Origin of the sequence: Treponema parvum, from assembly GCF_017893945.1 — a bacterium.
Classification (GTDB): Bacteria; Spirochaetota; Spirochaetia; order Treponematales; family Treponemataceae; genus Treponema_D; species Treponema_D parvum_A.
Map to the genome: position 1 here is coordinate 1,410,579 of NZ_CP054257.1, position 22,259 is coordinate 1,432,837.

The following is a 22,259-nucleotide window of genomic DNA, read 5'->3' on the forward strand; positions in this document are numbered from 1 at the left end:
CGAATCATGCAGGAACCGTGTGTTTTATGTGTGATCCGAATCTTCCGAAAAAAACATAGTTTTTTTACGAGAAACAGAGTAAGGTGGCGTATTTAAAATACGCCGGTGAAGGAGTTAATCATGGCAGTTGTAACCATGAAAAGTCTGCTTGAATCTGGTGTTCATTTCGGTCATCAGGTAAAGCGTTGGGATCCCCGTATGAAAAAATATATTTTTGCTCAGCGCAACGGGATCCATATTATCGATCTGCAAAAAACCATAGCTGCGATAAAAGACAGCTATGACGCAGTTCACAAGGTTGCCTCTTCAGGTAAAACCGTCTTATTTGTAGGGACAAAAAAACAGGCCCAGCAAGCCATTCAAAAAGAAGCGGAACGCTGCGGAATGTTTTATGTAAACAACCGCTGGCTCGGCGGAATGCTTACCAATTTCAGCACGATAAAAAAATCGCTTCAGCGTCTCAAAAAAATCGAAAAGATGGAAATTGACGGCACTTTTGAAAATCTTACAAAAAAAGAAGTTTCCGCACTGCAAAAAGAAAAGGCGAAACTTGAAAAAAACCTCGGCGGCATAAAGGAAATGCGGGAATTGCCGGGGGCAGTGTTCATCATAGACACGCATAAAGAGCAGATAGCTGTTGCCGAAGCCCGCCGCATGGGAATTCCCATAATAGCCGTAGTAGATACTAACTGTAATCCGGAAGGAATCGATTACCCTATTCCCGGTAACGACGACGCTATCCGCGCAATATCCCTATTTACGTCAATCATAGCAAACGCGGTTATCGAAGCCGACAACGACGCCGGACTTAAGATCATCGAAAACTTAAATGAAGATGAAGACGGCGTACAGACCGACGCCGCCGTAAAAAGCGAAGATGTAGAAATCGACGATTATTCCAATTATCAGCCGACGGAAACAAAAGAAGAAGACGCCGAAGCTGATGAAAAAGAAGACGATCTTGCTGCCGACGAAGACAAATTTTATAAATAACTTACCGGAGTTCAATATATGGATATAAAAGCATCGGATGTAAAAGCTCTGCGCGAAAAGACGGGCGCAGGCATGATGGAATGCAAAAAAGCTCTCACTGAAGCCAACGGCGACATGGCGGAAGCCGAAAAAATTCTAAAAGAAAAGGGCTTGGCCGCCGTTGCAAAACGTGCCGAACGCGCGACTGCGGAAGGGCGAATCTTTGCGCGCATACAGGACAACAAGGTTGCGATGATCGAAGTAACTTGCGAGACTGACTTTGTGGCAAAAAACGAAGACTTTATTGCGCTCGGTGAAAAACTTTTGGATCTCACTTTTGCCAAAGGCTACAGAAAAGTCGAAAAAGAACATGAGGATATGCTCCTTGAACTTGCGGCAAAGATAAGAGAAAACATGAGCGTACGCCGATTGACGTTGCTTGACATTCCTTCAGGAGCGGTTGCAAAAACCTATATTCACAGCGATCATAAAACCGGCGCAGTCACGATAATAAAAGGTTCCACTGCGCCTGAGGTCGAAACCTTCGCCTATGACTGCTGTCTTCATCTTGCGGCGTTTACACCGTCCTATATCACACAAAAAGACGTTCCCGAAAGCTACATAGAGGAGCAAAAGGAAATATTTAAAGTGCAGATGGACAACGACGAAAAAACGGCTTCCAAGCCGCAGAACGTCAAAGACGGAATCTTGCAAGGAAAGATTAAAAAACACCTGGCGGAAATATGTTTTGTCGATCAGATGTTCGTAAAAGACGACAAAAAGACCGTCTGTGAAAAACTTGCGGAAATAGGAAAATCGGTCGGCGCAACATTATCGTTCGGTGATATTGTGCTGTACATTCTTGGAAAATAGTTTAATCCGGGTATTCTGGACATCGGGATACCCTACAATTTTTTGGGGAAAAACAAATGTCAAACGAAACTTATTCAGCTAGGATGGAAAAGACCATTTCAGCTTTTAAAGAATCCTTGAGTGCCATACGTACGGGCCGCGCTTCCGCCGCAATATTCGACAGGGTGCGGGTTTCGGCCTACGGAGCGAAATCTCCTCTCAATCAAGTAGCGACGATTTCAATTCCCGAAGCAAGGACGATCGTCATTCAACCGTTTGACAAGTCTCTGATTACCGAAATTGAAAAAGGAATAGGACTTGCCGACCTCGGATTGAATCCTTCCAACGACGGAAAGGTTATAAGAATTTCTATTCCGCCCCTTACGGCCGACAGAAGAAAAGAACTTGTCAAGCAAATTAAAGGCATTGCCGAAAACAGCCGCACTGCGATCAGAAACATACGCCGCGACGGAAATGAAGAGTTAAAAAAGCAGCAAAAAGCCGGCGAACTGACCGAAGATGCACTGAAAACTGCGGAAAACGACATGCAAAAAGAGACTGACAAGTTTATTGCCGAAATAAACAAGATTTACGACGCAAAAGAAAAAGAAATAATGGAAGGCTGATGCCCGATACTGTAATTAAAAACGACTGTCTTCCCGTCCATATAGGCATAATTATGGACGGCAATGGACGCTGGGCTAAAAACCGAAAACTTCCGCGTACGTTCGGTCACAAAGAAGGGTTGACGGCGGCAAAAAAAATCGTAGCGGAGGCGGCAAAGCTCGGCATACGGTATGTGACTTTGTATACATTTTCCACTGAAAACTGGAAGAGAACACAGGAAGAAGTCGGCTACCTTATGAATTTGATCAAAGGGCATCTCCGCGCCGAATTTGAATTTTACAAACAAAACGGAATACGAATAAAGCACATAGGCGATCTTTCGGGGCTTAGCGAAGATATTCAGATTGAGATCGTCAAAGCGATGGAAGAAACTTCGGCTTTTACCGGAATGACCGTGGTTTTAGCCGTAAATTACGGCGGCCGAAACGAAATAATAAGAGGAATAAAAAAACTTTCCGCCGAGGATGAGGATTTTGAAGCCTTGACGGAAGAGAGGCTTTCAAGAGCCTTTGACATTCCCGACTTACCGGACGTAGATCTTCTTATACGTACGGGAGGCGAGTACCGTTTAAGTAATTTTTTGTTATGGCATGCGGCCTACGCGGAATTACTATTTACAGATACGCTTTGGCCCGATTATAATGAAAATGAATTTAAAAAAAATATTATTGAATACCAAAAACGCAACAGGCGTTTTGGAGCAGTTTTAAGCAAATGAGGTTCGTAATGAACAAACTTGTTCAGCGGCTTTTGGTTTTTTTTATAGGAATTCCTCTGGTAATAGGCGTCGTAACGCTTTCTTCGTATAACCATCTTGTCTTACATTTTGTCATTATGGCCTGTGCTTTTTTATCGGCAAAAGAAATGTACGCCCTCCTTGGGAAAAAGCAAAAGCAGTTTCCCCTGCCCTTTATAATTTTCCTGAGCCTCATCCCTTCCGCCGCAGGTCTTATATGCACACGCACGGAGCTTCCTCTTTATTACATAGATCTTTCGCTTTTGCTCTGTTTTTTGTTTATTTTATCGTATGAAGTATTTACAGCTTCCGATTTTGATCATTCCGTAGAACACATGACGACGGCTGTTTTTAACGTTTTTTATTCCGGCTATCTGTTGACCTTCGTATCAAGGCTTACCGTATTAAAACACTCTACAAAACTTATCATTTCTTTTCTTTTTATGATATTCATGTGCGATTCATTTGCATGGTTATTCGGTATGACATTAGGAAAAAACAACAGAGGCGTAATAAAAGCAAGTTCTAATAAAAGCGTCGCCGGTTTTATAGGCGGATACATAGGAGCCGTCCTTGCGGCCGTACTTGCGCAAATTCTGTGGCCGGACGTTTTTTTCGGTTCCATTATGAAAGCCGTATCCGCAGGTATCGTCATTGCAAGCGCGGGCATAATCGGAGACCTTGCGGAATCGGTTATAAAACGGGACGCGGGATTTAAAGACAGCGGGAATATAATGCCGGGTCGCGGAGGGCTTTTGGATTCCATAGATTCCATACTTTTTGCATGTCCGATCTTTTATCTGATAGTGAATTTTATGTTCGGCGGGTCGAAACCTTCCTTTTAAGATCGTAAACTATGAAAAAAATTCTTGTCTTAGGCTGTACCGGATCTATCGGCAAAAACACACTCGACGTCATTCGAAACATGAGCGGTGAATTTTCTGCGGCAGGATTAAGCGCCCATACAAATATCAAACTGCTGTCTCAACTTGCAAAAGAATTTAACTGCGAATATTCGCTGACTTCCCGAGACGGAAGCGAAGGAATAAAAAAACTTATCGATAAATGCCGTCCGGACATTGTGGTAAACGGCATCGCAGGTTCCGCAGGACTTGAACCGTCTAGGCTCGTACTTGAACAAGGCATAGACCTTGCGCTCGCGAACAAAGAAACCATCGTAATGGCGGCGCACCTTGTTCAATCGCTTGCAAAAAAAAACAAATGTTCGATAATTCCCGTGGATTCCGAACATTCCGCAATCTTTAACCTTGCGGAGCGCTACGGAAACGAAAATATTGAAAATATCATAATAACCGCAAGCGGCGGCCCCTTTAGGACATGGCCCAAAGAAAAACTTGCGCACATAAAGCTTGAAGACGCTTTAAAACACCCTACGTGGAACATGGGGCGTAAGATAACCGTAGATTCCGCGTCGCTGGCAAACAAGGGACTTGAAGTGATAGAAGCGTGCCGTCTGTTTCATTTTCCGGTGCAAAAAATCCAAGTGGTAGTGCACCCTCAAAGCCTGGTGCACTCTATCATACGCACAAAAGACGGAGTTATGTACGCTCAGATTTCCGAACCCGACATGAAGCATCCCATAATCTCAGCCCTTACGTGGCCGGATATAATACCGAACTATATGAAAAAATTCGATCTGTTCGATATTGAAATGACCTTTTACAAACCTCGCAGCGAAGATTTTCCGATGCTGCAGCTGGCGTTTGACGCGGCCGAAAAAAAAGGCGGCTACGCTATAGCCTATAACGCGGCGAATGAAGTTGCGGTAGACGCATTCATTGCGGGAAAAATAGGCTTTACGGATATTCCGCGCGTCGCAAGCAGTGTTTTGGAGCGCGACTGGACAAAAGAAGCTAAAGATTTTAAAGACGTCTTCGCCTTTGACAAAGAGGCAAGAAGATACGCAGAGGAAGCGCTTTGACTATAATCTACGGTCTTTTTCTTCTTTGTTTTTTGGTCTTTTTTCATGAATTGGGGCATTTTTTTGTCGCGCGCTTATTTAAAGTTGAAGTGGAGTCTTTTTCCATAGGAATGGGCCCCGTTCTCTTTCATAAAAAAATAAAAAACACGGATTACAGGCTTTCGCTTTTACCCTTGGGCGGATATTGCGGCATGAAAGGAGAAAAAGACTTTTCACAGGCGGTGGAGCAAGGCCTTTCAACGATAGAGGCTCCTAAAGATTCTTTATACGGCGTAGGCCCTCTAAAACGCGCTCTTATAGCCTTTGCAGGCCCTTTTTTTAACCTTTTATTTGCGTTTATTGCGTTTACCATTATTGCGATGATGGGAACGTTTTATTACGCTTCTTCGGCAAAGATAATTCTTGCGGACGAAATTTATCCTGAAACCGCTTCCGCAGCAAGAAAGGCGGGCATACTTACCGGCGATATAATCAAAGAGATAGACGGAAATAAAGTAAACGATTTTTCAGACATTGTAGAACTTGTTTCAGTCAGACCCGACGAAGACATTAAAATCCGCGTAGAGCGCGGCGGAAAACTTTTGGATTTTACCGTCCGTTCCGATATAAACAGATCGGAGGGAACAGGCAAAATAGGAGTTGCAAGCTCAGGCGATTCTGAAAAAAGAGAAATAAAGCCCCTGCCCTTTTTTCCTGCAATTCTAAAGGGGCTGCGCTCGACATCTGATTTGATAATAATTACCGTAAAAAGTATTTTTGTGCTATTTAAAGGCGTGGAAATAACGAACGCCGTTTCAGGTCCGGCAAGGATTACGACGATGCTCGGCGACACCGTAAAAGACGGGTTTTCCGCAGGAATCAGAGCAGGTACGGTAAATACGCTTCAATTTTTGGCTATGATAAGCGTGTCCTTATTTATACTAAATCTTTTGCCGATTCCCGTTTTGGACGGAGGCCTGATCTTTTTTTCTTTGATCGAACTTATTTTCCGCCGCCAGATTCCGCCGAAAATCCAATACTATGTGCAGTATGTAGGGCTTGCGTTTATAGCTTTTGTTTTTATCATAGGAATTTCAGGAGATATCCGTTATTTTATTTTATCGGCAGGAAAAAAATGAAAAACAAACTTGTATACGTTATCGCACTTACTTCATTTACGCTTTTTTTTAACGCACGGTTTAAGCTGAACGCGCAATCGCATATTTCCATGCAATCTCACCAAAATTCGGTTACCGCCCTGGCATCGCTTGAAATAGGAAATTCCGCCGATGAAAATTCTTTTTTTTCCGCCGGCCAAGACGGGTTTTTAATCAAATGGACGGAAGACGGAGCCGGAGAACATTACCAAATTTCAGACCTTGAAATTCGTCTTATAGCGCGATCCCCGAACGGAACGGACATAGCGGTATATGAAACCGACGGAGGACTTATAAACCGCGTGAGCGTTTGGAACTGGAAGACGCTTACGAGAAAGTATGCAAAAAGATTTTCCAACGCCGTAACTGCCCTTTCTTACAGCGAAAAAGGAACATATCTGATCGTAGGAACCGCAACCGTAAACGGAATAGTGTTTTTAAATGCGTCATCAGGATCTCAAATTTCAGGAAAAATACAAGAGCAATCGGGTATTATTTCTATGGCGCGTTCAAGCGCTACCGAAAACAGCATGGTGTTGTATTCTCCTGCGGGATCGCTCACTTACGTAAACATACGTACAGGGCAGCAAAAGGCCCGCTTTAACGTAGCTCAAGGTCTAAAACAGCCCGTTTTATTCAATAACAACGTCTTTTTTGCGGGAGTTAACGACGCCGGCATAAGCGTTGTACAAGCCACTACGGGAACCGAAGCTAAATTCGTTACGGCTGCAAATCCTATTCTGTTATGTTCGCGCTTTGACAGAGACCTGTATTATCTTGAATTTGACGGCAGGTCTTACGCTTTAAAAGTTCTTGAAAACCTTGACAATAATACAGTGGGAAATCCGAAAACCGTAAAAACGATAAGCAGACTTCCGGGAGGCGAAGCTATCGTGTGCGGCGTAAAATCCGGGAACGACATTCTGTTAGGTTCTCAAAAAGGGCATATCTATAAAACAGATTCGGACTATGCCCCGGGGCCAGGTCAAATTCCTTTATATCCTTTGACCGACGACATATATGACAGGATATACGACATTTCGCAGGCAGGAGAATCGTTTTACTTTCTCACAAAAAACGCCGTGTTTAAGTCTTCGTATGACAACAGTTTTGTAGACAAAGCGGCGGAAAATTCAAATCAGACGAATATTATAACATATAACGACGATATTATTTTATGGACGCGCAATTCTGTCAGACCGGTTCAGCTCATAGACTCGGATCGTCAAACGGCGACAAATCTGTTTACGCCGTCGAAAAAACTGCAGTCTTTAAGACTCTTCGGCGACAGTCTCATCGCTCTGGAAGGAAATACGACCGTCAATAAATACGATCTTAAAGACAATAATTTTGAGCGGCTATACGAGGGTTCGGCTCTTCAAGACGCGGCGCTGTACGGCGAAAACATACTCTATGTAGCAAAATCGTCTGCGACAAATCCGCCGTCGTCCCTCATATTTATCGATGTAACAACAAAAGAAACCGTCCCCCTGTCCATGTCTTCAAATGTGACATATTCTCTTAATTATGCGGAAAACACGGCGCTATACGGCATAAGCGTTTATGAAAACAATTCAGGCTCTTCAAGGACGGAGCTTTTTTCATTATCGCCTGAAACAAGGACGGTAACTTCGATAATGCAGCTGAACGACGAAGATCCTAACGCGTTTATAAAACTGTATTCGTCTTTTATCTATACGAATCTCGGTAAATCCCAGATAATTTCATACAATACCGCAACAAAAAGACAGTTTCATTACAAACGATCAGCCTCTCTTCCGCTGAAAATAGAGCGCAATTCAAGCCGTCTTGTGGTGCTGAACCGCGACGGAAGCATATCATGGTATAATCCTGAATTGGGAACCGTGCTTGCCGATTGGTACATGACGACGGAAGGCCAATGGTATGAATTTTAACGGAATGCCGCAACGAATTTGTACCGCAAACCCGCGGCGTAAATATGCGGCCGAGCAAGCCTGAAAACTTGCGGTGCAAACCCGCGAACGGGCCAGTTCGCACCGTCCATTGAGCCTCGTTGACGAACTTGTACCGCAAACCGGCACCGTTCGGCCATGCCTTACGACGCGGTCATCTTATCCCGCAGCCGCGAAAAAGAGCTTCCTTATAGACTTCAAGGTATTTATCCGCCGAAATATTCCATCCGAATGAAGATTTCATAGCTCGTTTTTGCATTGCCTTTATATGGTCTTTTTTATTGTAATATGCAAATACCGCCCAGCCGGTCGTGTCGAATATCGAACCGGGCGAAAGATAGTCGAACATAAAACCGGTTCCTTCGCCCGTGTGTTCGTTATAGTTTGAAACCGTATCCGCAAGACCGCCGACTTTGTGCACAATAGGAAGAGTCCCGTACAAAAGGGAATACATCTGATTTAATCCGCACGGCTCGTATTTTGACGGCATAAGAAAAAAATCGCTTCCGGCTTCGATAAGGTGGCTTAATTCTTCCTTATAGCCTATGGTCGCCTTAAAGTTGGGCAGCCGGCTTTGCAAAGAAAGAATTTCATCTTCACACCACTTTTCACCGCTGCCTAGCAAAACAACCTGTACTTCCATCTTTTTGCATATGTCATACATGCAGCCGTATGTGGGGCCGAAAAGCGCTCCAATCCCTTTTTGGTCGGCAAGCCTTGTGATCATTCCTATCACGGGGACATTCGGGTTTACATCAAGTCCCATAGTTTTTTGCAGATGAGCCTTGCATACGGCCTTATTTTTAAGCGATTCTACCGAATAATTTGCAGGAAGATATTTATCGATTTTCGGGTTCCACGTTTCATTATCCACGCCGTTTACAATACCCCGTACGACGTCGGATCTTACTCGTAAAAGCCCGTCAAGGCCGAAGCCGCCTTCACTCGTCTGAATTTCATGCGCATATGTAGGAGAAACCGTAGTTATCATGTCCGACGATGCGATTGCCGCCTGCATTATGTTTATGGCGCCGTGATTTTCGTAGTTCGCACCGTAATACAAATCCCAAGGAAGACCGAGATCGGGAAACTTTTCCTTGGAATATACGCCTTGGTATCCCATATTGTGAATCGTAAAGACGCTTGCAGTTTTAGGAAATCCGTCGTTTCGACAAAGATGTTTTAATATAACGGGCGCAATACCCGCGGACCAGTCATGGGCGTGTATGATGTCAGGATACCAGTTTAATTTGCGGCAAAGCTGAAAAGCGCCGTGACACAAAAGCGAAAATCTGTACGTGTTGTCGTGAAAATCAGGTTCCGCCTTTGAACCGTAAACGGCGTCGCGTCCGAAACATTGCTCGTGATCTATAAAATATACGGGTAATGTTTTACAACCCGGCATAGGTGCGGTATAAACTGCCGTCCACGTTTCAGCAGTACCGGCCTTTACCGCCATAGGGCCTTCGATCTTCGTCATCTTAGAACGATCTATCGCATAATAACGGGGGATTACTATTTTTACATCATGTCCCAAAGAAGAAAGCGTTATTGAAAGTGCGGAAACGGCATCGGCAAGTCCCCCTGTCTTTGCAAAGGGAACAGCTTCGGCAGATACCATAAGAATTTTCATTTTCTCCTCCAAAATAAAAAGACAGTTGATTATATCACTTATATTGTATCGTATAAAGCACGGCTCAAATATTGTCATGACGGAAAACATGACGGAAAACCGTGCCTCAGCCGAAGAATTTGTCACAGCGGCCTATTTACTGGGCGGCATCTTCAGGCGCTTGCAACGATTGCCGCGTTTTAATCTAGCCGGCAGAATACAAAGCGTTCGGATCTCGGCGGAAAAATTTAATTTCCCTGTATTTATTGTGTCTTTTTTACAATTACGGTATAGTGGCGCATGCGGACACACAGGATCCGTTTGGAGAACAAAATGAGCGAAAGAAATTTGAAAATTCTGGGCTGGATCGGAACAGTGCTTTCCGTAGTCATGTACGTATCATATATACCTCAAATATGGGGCGACCTTCACGGACACAAAACGCCGTTCATACAGCCTTTAGCCGCCGCAGTCAACTGCACTATATGGACGGCCTACGGACTTCTAAAAGAGAAACGCGATTATCCTTTGTCTGCGGCAAATTTACCTGGCGTCATCTTCGGCTTGATTGCAACAATCGCCGCGTTTTAATTAAACCGGAAGAATACGAAGCGTACGCATCGCGATATATAATGTAAAATTCAAATTGACTCTTTTAACCGAAAATTTATTTTCAGGATATTCCGCTATTTTTCTGTAACTATTTTCCTTGAATACAATTTATTAACAAGCTATACTGGTAAAAATATGAAAATACTAACAAAGAAAAATTATTTTTGCTTAGCGTTCCTTTTATTTACCGCACAGAATTTCTTCACGCTTCCTTTTAACGATAAACTTTCGTCTGAAGAGCTTTCAAAAATTGAAGAAGGTCAAGTTCTCATAAGAAAGACCGGATCGATCAAAAAAATATGTCTTGAAACCAAAAATCAGGCGGTCATCGAAGCGCTTAAATCGATCATAGACTTGGATCCGGCTTATTTGGCGGAAGTCATACAGGTTAGACCGGTTGAAAACAACGACGACATCATACAAAAAACACACGGTATTCTTGTAGATATTCCCTCTTATGTAGGTATTCCGTATTGGTCGGAGAGGCATGAACGTTATTTTGATCTGTACGCAAGCGCGAAGGTTGTTTCACAGGAAAAAAAAGGAGATTCGGAGCACATATCCGCAATTTTGGAAATGTCGCCTATCGGTAACATAGACACCGATATTTTGATTTACCGCAGCGAAGATCTTTTGCTGTATACAAATACGAATCTTAATGATCTGGAATACGGTAAAATAAAATGTATATCGAAAAAAAACATGAAATCCGTGATCATCGTCTTTAAAGAAGACGGAAAATGGATATTATACGGAATAGGAGGCGTAGAAGCTCCTAAAATTTTATTCTTTAAGAACAGGATCGAAGTTTCGTTTATGAACAGAATAAAAACATTCTGCAACTTCGTCTTTGAAAAACTTTAAATCAAATTACGGACGGACTTATGTTTACAGATGTCGTAATACTGGCAGGCGGATTCGGAGAACGTTTGTGGCCGGCTTCCAGTTCCGAAAATCCCAAACAATTTATGACCGTTTCGGATAACGTCTCTTTTTTACAGCTTGCGGTCATCAGAGCCTTGTCTTTAAAGCCTGAGGGAAAAATTCTGATAGTTACGCGGCGCGATATTTACAAGACCGTATCGCTGCATTGCAAAAATCTTTTGCCGGATATGTCCGAAGATAACAAGAAAAAAATAAAAGACGATTTATATATATTGCCGGAAACCGAGCCCAAGCATACGACGGCTCCGATCATTCTTGCATGTAATTTTCTAAATTTGACGGATTACGCGGACGGCAATAGGGAACATTCGGTACTAGTGCTTACAAGCGATCATATAATCAAACCCATAGAAAATTTTATCCTAGACTGCAAAAAGGCTTGTGCCGCTGCGGCTAACGGCAAATTCGTCTGTTTTGCGATACCGCCGCTCGAGCCGGCTACAGGCTACGGCTATATAAAAATCGGAAAGGCAGAAGGCGATTCCGTTTTTGCAATAGAAAAATTCGTCGAAAAACCCGACTTAAAAACCGCGACGGAATATGTAAAATCCGGTAAATACAGATGGAACAGCGGAATGTTCGGTTTTACCTGTAAAACGCTTTTAAAAGAAATAAAAGAACATCAAAACGACGCTTATGCAGCGTTTGAAAATCTTCTTTCGGGAAATAAGCCGAAAATCGGAGTCGTAAACGGAATCAAATATGTCTCTTCGTGGCCTGAAATGGACGCGGCATATTCGAAGGTACCCGCCGTTGCGATTGATAAATCCGTAGCCGAAAAGACGAAAAACGCCTGCGCAGTGTCTTCTTCTTTTAATTGGGACGACATAGGAAGCTGGGACGCCTTTGAAAAACTTTTTGATAAAAACCCCGGCGAAACGATAGAAATCGAAAGCAAAGATAACTTCGTGTATTCGGATATTCCGGTAGCCTTATGCGGTGTAGAAGACCTTGTAGTAGTTATAAAAAACGGCAAGGCTCTTATAGTAAAAAAAGGAAAAAGTTCGCTCGTCAGAGACGCCGTAAAACAGATGAAAAATTCAAATGTGTGATAGCGCCGGCGAGAGCGTCTGAAGCGTGATCCGGCTTGGGTTCTTTTTCAAGCCCGAGTAAAATTTTCACACACTTTTCAACCAGTTTTTTGTCGGCAGAAGCCGTTCCGGTAACGGATTGTTTTATCTGGTTAGGCGTATATTCTCCGCATAAAATACCGTGTTTTGCCAAACAAAGAGTAACTACTCCCCTCGCTTCTGCAACGCCCATAGCGCTTACGGCGTTCTTTGCAAAAAAAAGGGTTTCCATCCCTGCCTCGTTCGGCTTAAATTTATCTATAATCGCAGAAAGATCATCGTAAATCTTTGTAAGCCGGTTTGAATGGGAATCTTTAGCGCTTGTTTCGATAACTCCGTATGTCACCAGCTTTATCCGATTATCCACACTGTCGACAATACCGAACCCGGTAAAAGCAAGCCCGGGATCTATTCCCAAAATTCTATGGACATTCTTTATGCGCTGTTGATCTTGCATCGATTAAACGGAACGTGCCGATCGCCGCTCCGCCTTAAAAATTCGGTTTATTCTTCCGGGTTAAAATCTTCGGGATATTCGGCCGTGTGATACACATTCTGAACATCGTCGTTTTCTTCAAGTTTATCAATCAATTTTTGAACTTTCGAAGCCGTATCCTTGTCTACAGGTTGATATGCTTCCGGAACCATTCCCACTTCGCCCGACATGGACTCAAATCCCTTCGCCTGCAGGGCTTCCATTACGGTATTAAAATTTTCAGCGGAAGTAGTTACCGTGATGATTCCGTCTTCGTTTGTAATATCGTCGGCTCCCGCGTCAAGCGCAGGTTCCATAATCTCATCTTCTTTTACCTTTTCGGCGTCGTAAGCGATTGTACCTTTTCTTGTAAACATGCGGCTTACGGATCCGGAGACGCCGAGATTTCCGCCGTGTTTTGTAAATATGTTTCGAACGTCGGCTGCCGCACGGTTTTTATTGTCCGTAAGAACTTCAACCATAACGGCGACTCCTCCTGCAGCGTATCCTTCGTATACGAGCTCTTCAAAAACCTTTCCGCCGAGTTCTCCCGTACCTTTTTTGATCGCACGTTCAATGTTGTCTTTGGGCATGTTCGAAGCCCTGGCCTTTAAAATGGCCGTGCGCAGCCGGGGATTGGAATTGGGATCACCGCCGCCCATGCGCGCCGCGATGGAAATTTCCTTAATGAATTTTGTAAATATCTGGCCGCGTTTTGCATCTGCAAGGCCTTTTGCGTGTTTAATGGTCGCCCATTTACTGTGTCCTGACATGGGAACTCCTTGAAATATAACAGATTGTAGATAAAATAATATCACTTATACGTCGGCAATGTCAACGACCGTTTTGGTACGCCGAGTTTACGTACCTGCGGCACGTCCGCATCTACATTCATACGACAGGTCCCGCGTCAACGCCTTCCGTGCGCGCATTCGATACATCGACGCATTCTGACACAACTCGTTTTAACGGCGGAACGCAAGGTGGCGGCAACCGACACAGAGCCGCTCTGACCGTCGGCGGCGATATTTTTTTTAAAGCAAGGCATATAATGATTTACAATTCCATAATCTCAGTTTATCATAAAAGAAACAGATATTTCTTTTAAGTTTTCGCTTAAAAATAAATGTTGATTTATTAAAATTCAAGGGGTTAAAATATGGATTTTGAAACAAAAAACGTACGTAACGCTGCCATCTCAGGTCATGGGCAAACGGGGAAAACCACTTTGTTTGAACATCTTATGTTTGTCGGAAAGGCGATTGCTCAAACCGCCGACGTAGAATCCGGTAAGACCGTAAGCGATAATTCACCTGAAGAAATATCACGTAAAATTTCAATATATACGACTCTTTCGCATCTGACATGGAATAATAAAATTCTGAATATCTGGGACACTCCCGGTTCTTCCGATTTTGTAGGAGAAGTTATTTCAGCTTTTCGTTCGTGCGAATATGCGCTTATGCTTGTGGATTCAAGAAGCGGAGCGCAAATAGAAACGGTAAAACTTTGGCGTGATCTTGACAGGCGCAATAAACCGCGCATGGTGTTTATGAACCGCGTAGACGACGACAGAGGCAATGTGGCCGCCGCAAACAAGGATATTCACGATAAATTCAACGTAGAAATCACTCCCATCACAATTCCCGTAGGAAACGGCTCGGCATACAAGGGCGTGATCGACGTTCTTAAAGGTAAGATGTATAAAAAACCGGCTCCGGGCGAAATAGAAAAGGCCGAAGAAATACCTGCCGATTACATGGAAATGTATAAAAACGCCCGCGACGTGCTTGCAGGATCCGCAGCCGAAGGCGACGATGATTTGCTTGTAAAATTTATCGACGAAGGGCAGCTGTCTGACGAAGAGATAAGCTTAGGACTGAAAAGCGCCTTTGCGGCAAACAAAATAGTGCCTGTTTTCGCAGGCGATCCCATAAACAATTCGGGCCTTGTATCTTTGCTTGATTTTATGGCAGACATAGCGCCCTCTCCTTTAGAACGGCTTGAAACCGCAGTTACAGCCGAAAACGGAACGGCTTCCGTAAAAATTCTGCCGGACAAGCCTTTTTCGGCGCTTGTGGTAAAGACTGCGGGAGACCAATTCAGCGGAAAACTTTCTTACATAAAGGTGCTTTCAGGAAGTTTAACTCCTGACATAGAAGTGAACAATATTACACGGCAGAAAAAAGAAAAGATCGGCAAAATTTACCGCTGTATAGGTAAAAAACTTGAAGAAGTTAAGGCCGTTGCCGCAGGCGATATCTGCATAGCGTCAAAACTCGCCGCAACGGAAACAAGCGACACGATCGCAGCCGATCCCGAGGCCATGTGCTTTAAACCGCTTCGTCATCCGGACCCTGTGTACTCGATTGCCGTAACTGCTGCCGACAAAAAGGCGGAAGATAAAATGAGCGCCCAGCTTTCAAAAGCGGCCGAGACGGATCGAACGATAACGTTCCAGTACAACGCGGAAACACGACAAAATGTTTTAAGCGGAATGGGCGAACTGCAGCTAAGCATAATTCTTGAAAAGATAAAAGCCGACACCGGCATAACAGTCGAGACCTCCATACCGCGGATAGCCTACCGTGAAACGGTTCAAAAGAAAGCGGAAGCGGAATATACGCATAAAAAGCAATCTGGCGGACACGGTCAGTACGCGCGCGTAGTCCTGTCGGTACAGCCTTTAAAACGCGGAGAGGAATACAAATTTACAAATGCGGTATTCGGAGGCGCGATTCCCAAAAACTATATTCCGGGGGTTGAAAAAGGCGTAAAGCAGGCAATGGAACACGGAGTTTTGGCGGGCTATCCTGTAACAGACATAGACGTTACGGTTCTTGACGGTAAAGACCATCCTGTAGATTCGTCGGATCTTGCCTTCCAGCTTGCGGCGCGGAACGCTTTGAGCGAGGCTATGGTAAAGGCAAACCCAATACTCTTGGAACCCATATTGAATCTTTCTGTCTGGGTGGACACAAAGTATGTAGGCGACATCATGTCGGACTTGTCGTCAAGACGCGGACGTATATTGGGGCAAAACACAATAGGAAGCGGCATTGAAGAGATAAAGGCGCAAGTGCCTCATGCGGAACTTTTGCGTTATGCGATAGATTTGCGCGCTATAACGAGCGCGACGGGCAGTTTTGAAACTTCTTTTGATCACTACGACCCGATAAGCGGAAAGACAGCCGATAACGTAATTGCGGAAGCGAAGGCCTTTAATGCCAAACTTTCCGAAGAAAAAGAGTAACCGATCTTAAAATTCAACAGTCGAACAAAATGTCAATTTTGGAGACTGTTGAATTGGTGCGCACCTTTTTAGGAAAAAAATTTAAGCTTTCAAGGACGGCGCATTTTTACAAGCGATCCTCATAAGCTTTGCGTTCCCGTTAAGACTGATTTTTTCTCCGGGCGCAAGGGCGAAAATATCTTCAGCCGTAAAATTCTCCTGCTTCGGCTTTCCACCCGCACCTTCTTCTTGAAAAGTTCTTATAATTCCGCTTCCGCTAAGGGCAAAAACGAGCTGCCAGTCATAAATGTTTTTTCCCGAAGGAACACAAAAATCATAGGAGCCTGAAATATCGATTTCTTCGAGTGAAAAGTATTCACAGTCGAATTTCCCGGGAAATTTTATAACCTTTTGCACGCCGTTATTTTTAATCGATTTTATTCCTTTTTCAACGTGAAGTTCGCGATCCCGCCCCCAATCATAAAGCCTGTAAGTGATGTTCGACGACTGCTGAACTTCAAGCAGCCTGAGCCCTCCGCCTATAGCATGAACGGTTCCTGCAGGAATAAAAATAAAATCCCCCGCGTGAACCTCAACCGTGTTCAAAAACTGCTCGAGTTTTTTTTCTTTTATTGCATTTTCAAGTTCTTTTGCCGAATACTTACCGTTGAGTCCGTAGACAAGCTTTGAATCAGGCTTTGCAGATAAAACATACCAGCACTCGGTTTTTCCGCGCGGCAAATTTTCAAATTTCAGCGCAAGCTCGTCGTCCGGATGAACCTGAATCGAAAGAGTGTCGTCAGCCTGTATAAGTTTTACCAATAGCGGGTAATCGCCGCCGAGAGCTGCCGAAAACTCTTTTTGTTCGCCGTCAGGATGCGTAGAAGCTATCCAGAGCTCGTAACCCCAAATTTTTTCGGACAAGACGGGCTTAAGTTTTAGCATCAGTTTTTTTCCCACAGACGCTCGGGATAATAGCCGCTGTCGATCTTTTCGGCTATTGCGGATTTAACCGTTTCCTTATCTTCAGGATAAGTCATTCCAAACCAATTTTCCGTCGACGTAAACACCTTTACGGATCCTTTTTTATTTGCGATCATTTCTCCCGCGGCGACGGGAAGTAAGGCTTCGGCTTTTTCCGATGCGGCGTTCTTATCGATAAAATTTTTCCAATATTCTTCGAATTCAACAAAGGCCGTCGGCGTAAATCCGAACAAATTCATACTCACCCACTCTTTTCCGGTCATCTCGACTTTTTTGTCGCCGACCAAGCTTATGATTTTATTGCCTTCATAAAAAATTTTAAGATTTTCGACGATCGAATCCAAATATCCGTCTTTTACCGTGCATACGCCGCGCGAAACGGAGCCGCTTTTGCTCATCGTATTTCCGAGAACGTAGCCCACCATCGCATGTTCGGTGCTGTCGTTCTTGACGGAGGCAAGGTAATCTCCAAGCGTGGCTATCGCCTTTCTTCCGTAGTAATCGTCGGCGTTTATGACGGCGAACGGAGCTTTGACGGCCTCTTTGGCACACAATACCGCATGTATAGTACCCCAAGGTTTTTTTCTGTCACGGGAAACGGCGATTTGTTCTTGTGACAAAAGCGATTCTCTGGTCTGAAATACGTATGAAGCGTCAAAATTTTTTGCCACACGGTCGAACAGCCGTTCGCGGAAATCTTTTTCAATATCTTTACGTATGATGTAGACTACGTTTCCGAAGCCGCTTTTTTTTGCGTCATAAGTTGCATAGTCAAGCAGACATTCATTGTTGCGTCCTACAGCGTCTATCTGCTTTACGCCGCCGTAGCGGGAACCCATTCCCGCCGCTAAAACAAGCAATGTAGGTTTCATTTCTTCTCTTCCTCCCAGTTAAAGCCGATCGTTCCATAAAAATCAATCGGCCGCTTCATTCGGCTGTTTCCTTCTGCCGTTTTCTTAGATTTTCTATGTACAGTAACATTAAAGGTTTAAGCGGTAATGGCGTTCAGAGCAATGTTTATCATATTGGAAAATGTGGTTTCACGCTCTTTTGCAGAAGTTTCACCGCCTTTCAATATGTGATCGCTTATAGTGAGGATCGCGAGCGCCTTGCGGCCGAATTTCGCCGCAAGCGTATATAATTCCGCAGCTTCCATCTCTACGGCAAGAACTCCGTATTTTGCCCAAATTTTCCAATTATCGTTGTCGTCGTAAAAAAGGTCGCTTGAAGCGCAGGCGCCCACTTGATAGCGTATATTCATCTCTTTTGCAAAGGCGGCAGCCTTGGAAAGAAGGTCAAAGTCTGCAGAAGGTGCAAAATGAAGGTTTCCGAAACGCTGCACCATCAACGAGGAATCAGAACATGCGGCGCTCGCCAAAACGGTATCTCTTATCTGTGTATCTTCTTGGATCGCGCCTGCCGTTCCCACCCTTATCGCTTTTTGCACATCGTAAAATTTAAACAATTCGGTTGCATAAATGGATAAGGACGGCTGTCCCATGCCTGTTCCCTGCACCGAAACTCGTTTACCTTTGAATGTTCCGGTAAAACCGTACATTCCGCGAACTTCGTTGTAACAGACCGCATTTTCAAGAAAATTTTCCGCAATAAATTTTGCACGAAGCGGATCTCCCGGTAAAAGGACTGCGGGAGCTATCTCTCCCTCTTTTGCATTGATATGTGTACTCATTTTTAAAGTATAACATTTTTACAAAAAAAGTACACCGAAAACGGCGCCCGCAAGCACAATGGTTACGGGGTGAAGCTTTGTCTTGAACAGAAGGATGAGCGCAAGAACGTAAAAAATCAATGCGTTCCAGCGAAAAAGCGTTACCCAAGTCGCAGGAAAAATAAGCGCCGACAAATCTGCGGGAAGTTTCATCAAGGCTAAAACAAAAACGTTTACGGCCGCCACAAAGATCATTCCGCAGGTTGCCGGACGGAGCGTCTTAAATACGCTTTTTATTACAGGCTTCTCGTGAAATTTTCCTGAAAGGAAATACGCTATCAACAGTATGCATATGACGGACGGCATCGCTTGCCCCATAGTGGTGATTATGGAGCCGGGAATTCCGTAAAACTCATAGCCTATGTAGGTTGCCATGTTCATGCCTATCGGACCTGGCGTAGACTCCGAAATGGCGACCATATTATAAAATTTTTCAGGAGAAATATATCCTTTGGCGACAATGGTCTGCTGCATAAGCGTTATGGCCACAAGCCCTCCGCCGATAGTAAAAAGACCTATATAAAAAAATATAAAAAACAGTTCAAATTGGGAAGGTATCATATTATTCCTTGCGTTATTCCTTGCGGCGCCGCATAATCGAGCGGAAATTTATAAAAAAATACTGAGCGAGTCCTATTCCTGCCGCTGAAAAAATTACCCAGACCGTCGAAATATTTAAAACGAAAATTGCCAAAAAACATATCAAAAACAAAAAAACACCTGCCGCGTCTTTTACGGATTTTTTTGCGATATTGAACGTTCCGTACGTGAGATTTGCCGCGACGGCCACATTTATTCCGGAAAGAGCTTTTTTTACCCATTGAATTTTATCTATGGAACCTATAAAAGCCGCCAGCAAGGTTATTATCACGATACAAGGAGTTATTATCCCGAGAGTTGCAATAACGCCTCCTGTGAATTTAGCCCGTTTATAGCCCACAAAGGTTGCAACGTTTACGGCGATTATTCCGGGCGTAGATTGCCCTATTGCGTAATAGTCAAGCAATTCGTCACTGTCGACCCAGTGTCTTTTATCCACCAGCTCCCGCTCGAGTATGGGAAGCATGGCGATTCCGCCGCCGAACGTAACGCTTCCTATCTTGCAAAAAAGCCAAAACAGCTCCAAAAGTGTTTTAAAATAATTCATAAAGGCGATTATATTGAATATCTGAAATTTATTCCATGAAATTTTAAGATCCGTGCAGCACTTATGTTAAAGCAGTCAGTAAAATATCAGAATTCTCGTTGCTTCAACATAGTAATTATCAAACATGCGAACACAAAAATACCCACATATCCTATATACGGATAAATAAAATTAATCAGCACGCTAAAAGGTAGCCCGCCGATAAAATACGCGCTGACGGCTAAAACCACCGCGCAGAATTTAAATTGTAAGCTTTTATCGTCGACAGCGATTCTATTGCAAGTCGTCCACAGCATGGGAACGGCGGTCGTGTATATGCTCGAATATAAAATAACGGAATAACCTATGCCGCCTATACGCGGAAAAAGCAGGTTCGCAATAAATACGGCAGGCATCTCTTTACCCGCCAATGCGGAAATATTGCCCAAAAGGCTGAAGTTAATCAGCATTGCAATCGTAAAGAATACAAAGCTGCTGAACAACCCTGTCGCTACCGCTTCTTTTTTGCTATTCATTTTATTGCCCAATTCGGCAAGAAATGGATAAAGCGTCAGCGCGCAAAAAGAGGCATAGTTGATCCCCGACAAAAGCCAAGACGGTGAAGCCCGTTTAAAACCGTATTCGGCTATGGCTGCGGAAGAAGCGCCAGACCAATCGGTAATTTTTACGATGCTGCATATGGAAAGCACAATGATAATCAATATTATAACATGACCTATTTTTGCTATTACGCTTACAAGTTTTTCAAAACCCGACAGAACGGTACCTAAAGAAAGAATAAGCATAATCAAACGGCCGATTCTGTTCGGCACAGAAAAGTATTCAGCAGACAAAGTTCCTGCTCCGGAAATCATTACCGCATAAATCGAAAAAAGGATGAGCGGAGTCAGCCACGCAAAAAAGGTTCCGAGATATTTACCGCAATACACCTTATATATATTATTCGCCTCGCTGATTCGTTTTTTCCGGCCGGTTTCAATAGTTGCAACCGTAACGCAGCAAAATATCAAAAGCATAATAAGAGCCGCCAAACAGCTTTTAACCAAACCGTAGGACGAAAAAAACTGTACTATCTCTTGACCGCTTGCAAGGCCGGAGCCTATCAAGTACGCAATAGTAGCGGCGGTATAATCAAATACTTTAAAAGTTTCTTTTTTCATAGCAAAACAATGTGCTCCTGAAGCAAAACCGTTGTACCGAATGTACCGGACGGATTTTTCCGCCCGGTACGGTTAAGTTAAAACAGCGCGCTCTTTTTATATTTCGATAACGCTACCGATTTTTGCCTGAACGGCTTTTTCGTATATGCGCTGTCCGGTTACAAGGTCGAGCACGGCACTGCCGGTCGTCTCAAAAAAGGTTATTTCATCTTCCGAAGTTCTTCCCGGAATTTTTCCAGACAGCACCGAGCCGAGTTCACCGGTAATCTTGTCGGCACTGAAAACACCTTTTTTTATCGGCTTTATCAAATCGCCCGACTCTTTTACAGCGTCGTTCGTGTCGACATATACCTTGGAGGCGCCGACGATGATTTTTTCATCGATTTCGGACATCGACGGAGTATAGGAGCCGACTCCGTTTATATGAACGCCTTTTTTTACCAAGGAACCGTCAAAAACAGGCTCGTTCGCAGTCGTTACCGCCGTGATTACATCGGCGTCTTGAACCGCTTCGGTCGCAGAAGAAGCCGATACGATCTTAACGGAGAATTTTGCACCGAATTTTTGCGTCATTTTTTCGGCAAAGGTTTTGGCGCGCTCTTTGTTTATGTCGAACACTTTTACCAGCTTAATATGTCGAACGTTTAACACAGCTTCCAATTGACTTTCGGCTTGACCGCCGGTTCCGAAAAGGGCAAACACTTTGCTGTCCTTGCGGGCAAGAATATCCGTTGCAGCTCCGGCGACCGCTCCCGTTCTGATTCTGGTTAAATGTGTACCGTCCATCATGCAATTTACTTCACCAGTTTCGCAGTTGACTAAAATCATTGTCGCAGGAACGCTCGTCAATCCCTTTTCGATATTGTCTGGATACACGGAAACTATTTTAACGCCTGAAGCCTTCGCGTTCTCTGCATAACCGTACATATACAGGGTTTGCCCGTTGTATTTTTTTATGTCCAAATTTGCACGAAGCGGAATATTGCTTTTCCCTTCGGAATACAATTGCAGCGCGTCTTTATCGGCTTGAATCGCATCCTTCATGGTAAAGACTTCGCTCATTTGCTGCGCATTAAGAATCGTAATTTTCATAT

The 22,259-nt window shown here is 43.9% G+C and carries 22 protein-coding genes; 12 read left to right on the forward strand and 10 right to left on the reverse strand.

The annotated features are described in order from the left end of the window. The first annotated feature begins 120 nt into the window (after nucleotides 1–120). The 8 genes from rpsB to HRI96_RS06360 are packed head-to-tail and all read left to right on the forward strand — an operon-like array spanning nucleotide 121 to nucleotide 8,181. A complete protein-coding gene (gene rpsB, locus HRI96_RS06325; protein ID WP_210116563.1) occupies nucleotides 121–993 on the forward strand; it encodes a 30S ribosomal protein S2 in 873 nt (290 codons plus the stop codon). Nucleotides 994–1,011: 18 nt separating this feature from the next. Beyond that, on the forward strand, nucleotides 1,012–1,845 hold the full coding sequence (gene tsf, locus HRI96_RS06330) for a translation elongation factor Ts (protein ID WP_210116564.1): 834 nt from the start codon (nucleotides 1,012–1,014) through the stop codon (nucleotides 1,843–1,845). A gap of 56 nt (nucleotides 1,846–1,901) precedes the next feature. Next, nucleotides 1,902–2,450, forward strand: coding sequence for a ribosome recycling factor (frr, locus tag HRI96_RS06335; RefSeq protein WP_210116565.1), 549 nt, complete (start codon nucleotides 1,902–1,904; stop codon nucleotides 2,448–2,450). Further along, nucleotides 2,450–3,169, forward strand: coding sequence for a polyprenyl diphosphate synthase (uppS, locus tag HRI96_RS06340; RefSeq protein ID WP_210116566.1), 720 nt, complete (start codon nucleotides 2,450–2,452; stop codon nucleotides 3,167–3,169). Before frr ends, uppS begins: the two co-directional genes overlap by 1 nt. An 8-nt stretch (nucleotides 3,170–3,177) precedes the next feature. Further along, nucleotides 3,178–4,032: a phosphatidate cytidylyltransferase gene (locus HRI96_RS06345; protein ID WP_210116567.1), complete on the forward strand. Its 855-nt coding sequence runs from the start codon at nucleotides 3,178–3,180 to the stop codon at nucleotides 4,030–4,032. 11 nt (nucleotides 4,033–4,043) lie between these two features. Next, entirely contained in the window at nucleotides 4,044–5,129 is a 1,086-nt protein-coding gene (dxr, locus tag HRI96_RS06350) for a 1-deoxy-D-xylulose-5-phosphate reductoisomerase (RefSeq protein WP_210116568.1), read from the forward strand. Beyond that, the gene (locus tag HRI96_RS06355; protein WP_210116569.1) at nucleotides 5,126–6,247 is read left to right on the forward strand and encodes a M50 family metallopeptidase; all 1,122 of its coding nucleotides are present in this window, start codon (nucleotides 5,126–5,128) and stop codon (nucleotides 6,245–6,247) included. Before dxr ends, HRI96_RS06355 begins: the two co-directional genes overlap by 4 nt. Next, on the forward strand, nucleotides 6,244–8,181 hold the full coding sequence (locus tag HRI96_RS06360) for a WD40 repeat domain-containing protein (protein ID WP_210116570.1): 1,938 nt from the start codon (nucleotides 6,244–6,246) through the stop codon (nucleotides 8,179–8,181). The genes HRI96_RS06355 and HRI96_RS06360 overlap by 4 nt, the downstream gene beginning before the upstream one ends. Before the next feature lie 172 nt (nucleotides 8,182–8,353). Here the strand turns inward: HRI96_RS06360 and glgA are convergent, their stop codons facing one another. Continuing rightward, nucleotides 8,354–9,832: a glycogen synthase GlgA gene (glgA, locus tag HRI96_RS06365; RefSeq protein WP_210116571.1), complete on the reverse strand. Its 1,479-nt coding sequence runs from the start codon at nucleotides 9,830–9,832 to the stop codon at nucleotides 8,354–8,356. Between the two features lie 312 nt (nucleotides 9,833–10,144). On the opposite strand from glgA, the gene HRI96_RS06370 reads away from it, so the two are divergent. From HRI96_RS06370 to HRI96_RS06380, 3 genes are all read left to right on the forward strand, one after another. Beyond that, nucleotides 10,145–10,402: a SemiSWEET family transporter gene (locus tag HRI96_RS06370; protein WP_210116572.1), complete on the forward strand. Its 258-nt coding sequence runs from the start codon at nucleotides 10,145–10,147 to the stop codon at nucleotides 10,400–10,402. Between the two features lie 156 nt (nucleotides 10,403–10,558). Further along, nucleotides 10,559–11,287 carry a DUF6675 family protein gene (locus HRI96_RS06375; protein WP_210116573.1) on the forward strand — a complete coding sequence of 243 codons (729 nt, stop codon included), beginning with the start codon at nucleotides 10,559–10,561 and terminating at the stop codon, nucleotides 11,285–11,287. A gap of 20 nt (nucleotides 11,288–11,307) precedes the next feature. Beyond that, nucleotides 11,308–12,420: a mannose-1-phosphate guanylyltransferase gene (locus HRI96_RS06380; RefSeq protein WP_210116574.1), complete on the forward strand. Its 1,113-nt coding sequence runs from the start codon at nucleotides 11,308–11,310 to the stop codon at nucleotides 12,418–12,420. Here HRI96_RS06380 and ruvC read toward each other — a convergent pair. Together ruvC and HRI96_RS06390 are read right to left on the reverse strand one after the other, a co-directional pair. Continuing rightward, on the reverse strand, nucleotides 12,380–12,895 hold the full coding sequence (ruvC, locus tag HRI96_RS06385) for a crossover junction endodeoxyribonuclease RuvC (protein WP_210116575.1): 516 nt from the start codon (nucleotides 12,893–12,895) through the stop codon (nucleotides 12,380–12,382). The two genes, HRI96_RS06380 and ruvC, sit on opposite strands and share 41 nt — an antisense overlap. A 47-nt stretch (nucleotides 12,896–12,942) precedes the next feature. Then, nucleotides 12,943–13,686, reverse strand: coding sequence for a YebC/PmpR family DNA-binding transcriptional regulator (locus tag HRI96_RS06390; RefSeq protein WP_210116576.1), 744 nt, complete (start codon nucleotides 13,684–13,686; stop codon nucleotides 12,943–12,945). A gap of 386 nt (nucleotides 13,687–14,072) precedes the next feature. Here HRI96_RS06390 and HRI96_RS06395 point away from each other — a divergent pair, with 386 nt between their 5' ends. Further along, entirely contained in the window at nucleotides 14,073–16,166 is a 2,094-nt protein-coding gene (locus HRI96_RS06395; RefSeq protein WP_210116577.1) for an elongation factor G, read from the forward strand. Between the two features lie 81 nt (nucleotides 16,167–16,247). Here the strand turns inward: HRI96_RS06395 and HRI96_RS06400 are convergent, their stop codons facing one another. The 7 genes from HRI96_RS06400 to HRI96_RS06430 all read right to left on the reverse strand — a co-directional run bounded on the left by HRI96_RS06400 (nucleotide 16,248) and on the right by HRI96_RS06430 (nucleotide 22,257). Beyond that, nucleotides 16,248–17,105, reverse strand: coding sequence for a type I phosphomannose isomerase catalytic subunit (locus tag HRI96_RS06400; RefSeq protein WP_256729171.1), 858 nt, complete (start codon nucleotides 17,103–17,105; stop codon nucleotides 16,248–16,250). Next, nucleotides 17,090–18,001, reverse strand: coding sequence for a nucleotidyltransferase family protein (locus HRI96_RS06405; RefSeq protein WP_210116578.1), 912 nt, complete (start codon nucleotides 17,999–18,001; stop codon nucleotides 17,090–17,092). Before HRI96_RS06405 ends, HRI96_RS06400 begins: the two co-directional genes overlap by 16 nt. A 116-nt stretch (nucleotides 18,002–18,117) precedes the next feature. Continuing rightward, nucleotides 18,118–18,819 (reverse strand): purine-nucleoside phosphorylase, encoded by a 702-nt coding sequence (gene deoD, locus HRI96_RS06410; RefSeq protein WP_210116579.1) that lies wholly within the window; start codon nucleotides 18,817–18,819, stop codon nucleotides 18,118–18,120. Between the two features lie 18 nt (nucleotides 18,820–18,837). Further along, nucleotides 18,838–19,419: a chromate transporter gene (locus HRI96_RS06415; protein ID WP_210116580.1), complete on the reverse strand. Its 582-nt coding sequence runs from the start codon at nucleotides 19,417–19,419 to the stop codon at nucleotides 18,838–18,840. Between the two features lie 13 nt (nucleotides 19,420–19,432). Continuing rightward, nucleotides 19,433–20,005 (reverse strand): chromate transporter, encoded by a 573-nt coding sequence (locus tag HRI96_RS06420; protein ID WP_210116581.1) that lies wholly within the window; start codon nucleotides 20,003–20,005, stop codon nucleotides 19,433–19,435. A gap of 86 nt (nucleotides 20,006–20,091) precedes the next feature. Continuing rightward, entirely contained in the window at nucleotides 20,092–21,165 is a 1,074-nt protein-coding gene (locus HRI96_RS06425) for a YkvI family membrane protein (RefSeq protein WP_210116582.1), read from the reverse strand. Nucleotides 21,166–21,261: 96 nt separating this feature from the next. Further along, nucleotides 21,262–22,257 (reverse strand): ornithine cyclodeaminase family protein, encoded by a 996-nt coding sequence (locus tag HRI96_RS06430; RefSeq protein ID WP_210116583.1) that lies wholly within the window; start codon nucleotides 22,255–22,257, stop codon nucleotides 21,262–21,264. Between the last annotated feature and the right edge of the window lie 2 nt (nucleotides 22,258–22,259).

What these genes read in the sequence shown, in the direction of transcription:
- rpsB (WP_210116563.1), top strand. Translation starts at nt 121, where the DNA reads ATGGCAGTTGTAACCATGAAAAGTCTGCTTGAATCTGGTGTTCATTTC.
- tsf (WP_210116564.1), top strand. Translation starts at nt 1,012, where the DNA reads ATGGATATAAAAGCATCGGATGTAAAAGCTCTGCGCGAAAAGACGGGC.
- frr (WP_210116565.1), top strand. Translation starts at nt 1,902, where the DNA reads ATGTCAAACGAAACTTATTCAGCTAGGATGGAAAAGACCATTTCAGCT.
- uppS (WP_210116566.1), top strand. Translation starts at nt 2,450, where the DNA reads ATGCCCGATACTGTAATTAAAAACGACTGTCTTCCCGTCCATATAGGC.
- HRI96_RS06345 (WP_210116567.1), top strand. Translation starts at nt 3,178, where the DNA reads ATGAACAAACTTGTTCAGCGGCTTTTGGTTTTTTTTATAGGAATTCCT.
- dxr (WP_210116568.1), top strand. Translation starts at nt 4,044, where the DNA reads ATGAAAAAAATTCTTGTCTTAGGCTGTACCGGATCTATCGGCAAAAAC.
- HRI96_RS06360 (WP_210116570.1), top strand. Translation starts at nt 6,244, where the DNA reads ATGAAAAACAAACTTGTATACGTTATCGCACTTACTTCATTTACGCTT.
- glgA (WP_210116571.1), bottom strand. Translation starts at nt 9,832, where the DNA reads ATGAAAATTCTTATGGTATCTGCCGAAGCTGTTCCCTTTGCAAAGACA.
- HRI96_RS06370 (WP_210116572.1), top strand. Translation starts at nt 10,145, where the DNA reads ATGAGCGAAAGAAATTTGAAAATTCTGGGCTGGATCGGAACAGTGCTT.
- HRI96_RS06375 (WP_210116573.1), top strand. Translation starts at nt 10,559, where the DNA reads ATGAAAATACTAACAAAGAAAAATTATTTTTGCTTAGCGTTCCTTTTA.
- HRI96_RS06380 (WP_210116574.1), top strand. Translation starts at nt 11,308, where the DNA reads ATGTTTACAGATGTCGTAATACTGGCAGGCGGATTCGGAGAACGTTTG.
- ruvC (WP_210116575.1), bottom strand. Translation starts at nt 12,895, where the DNA reads ATGCAAGATCAACAGCGCATAAAGAATGTCCATAGAATTTTGGGAATA.
- HRI96_RS06390 (WP_210116576.1), bottom strand. Translation starts at nt 13,686, where the DNA reads ATGTCAGGACACAGTAAATGGGCGACCATTAAACACGCAAAAGGCCTT.
- HRI96_RS06395 (WP_210116577.1), top strand. Translation starts at nt 14,073, where the DNA reads ATGGATTTTGAAACAAAAAACGTACGTAACGCTGCCATCTCAGGTCAT.
- HRI96_RS06405 (WP_210116578.1), bottom strand. Translation starts at nt 18,001, where the DNA reads ATGAAACCTACATTGCTTGTTTTAGCGGCGGGAATGGGTTCCCGCTAC.
- deoD (WP_210116579.1), bottom strand. Translation starts at nt 18,819, where the DNA reads ATGAGTACACATATCAATGCAAAAGAGGGAGAGATAGCTCCCGCAGTC.
- HRI96_RS06415 (WP_210116580.1), bottom strand. Translation starts at nt 19,419, where the DNA reads ATGATACCTTCCCAATTTGAACTGTTTTTTATATTTTTTTATATAGGT.
- HRI96_RS06420 (WP_210116581.1), bottom strand. Translation starts at nt 20,005, where the DNA reads ATGAATTATTTTAAAACACTTTTGGAGCTGTTTTGGCTTTTTTGCAAG.
- HRI96_RS06425 (WP_210116582.1), bottom strand. Translation starts at nt 21,165, where the DNA reads ATGAAAAAAGAAACTTTTAAAGTATTTGATTATACCGCCGCTACTATT.
- HRI96_RS06430 (WP_210116583.1), bottom strand. Translation starts at nt 22,257, where the DNA reads ATGAAAATTACGATTCTTAATGCGCAGCAAATGAGCGAAGTCTTTACC.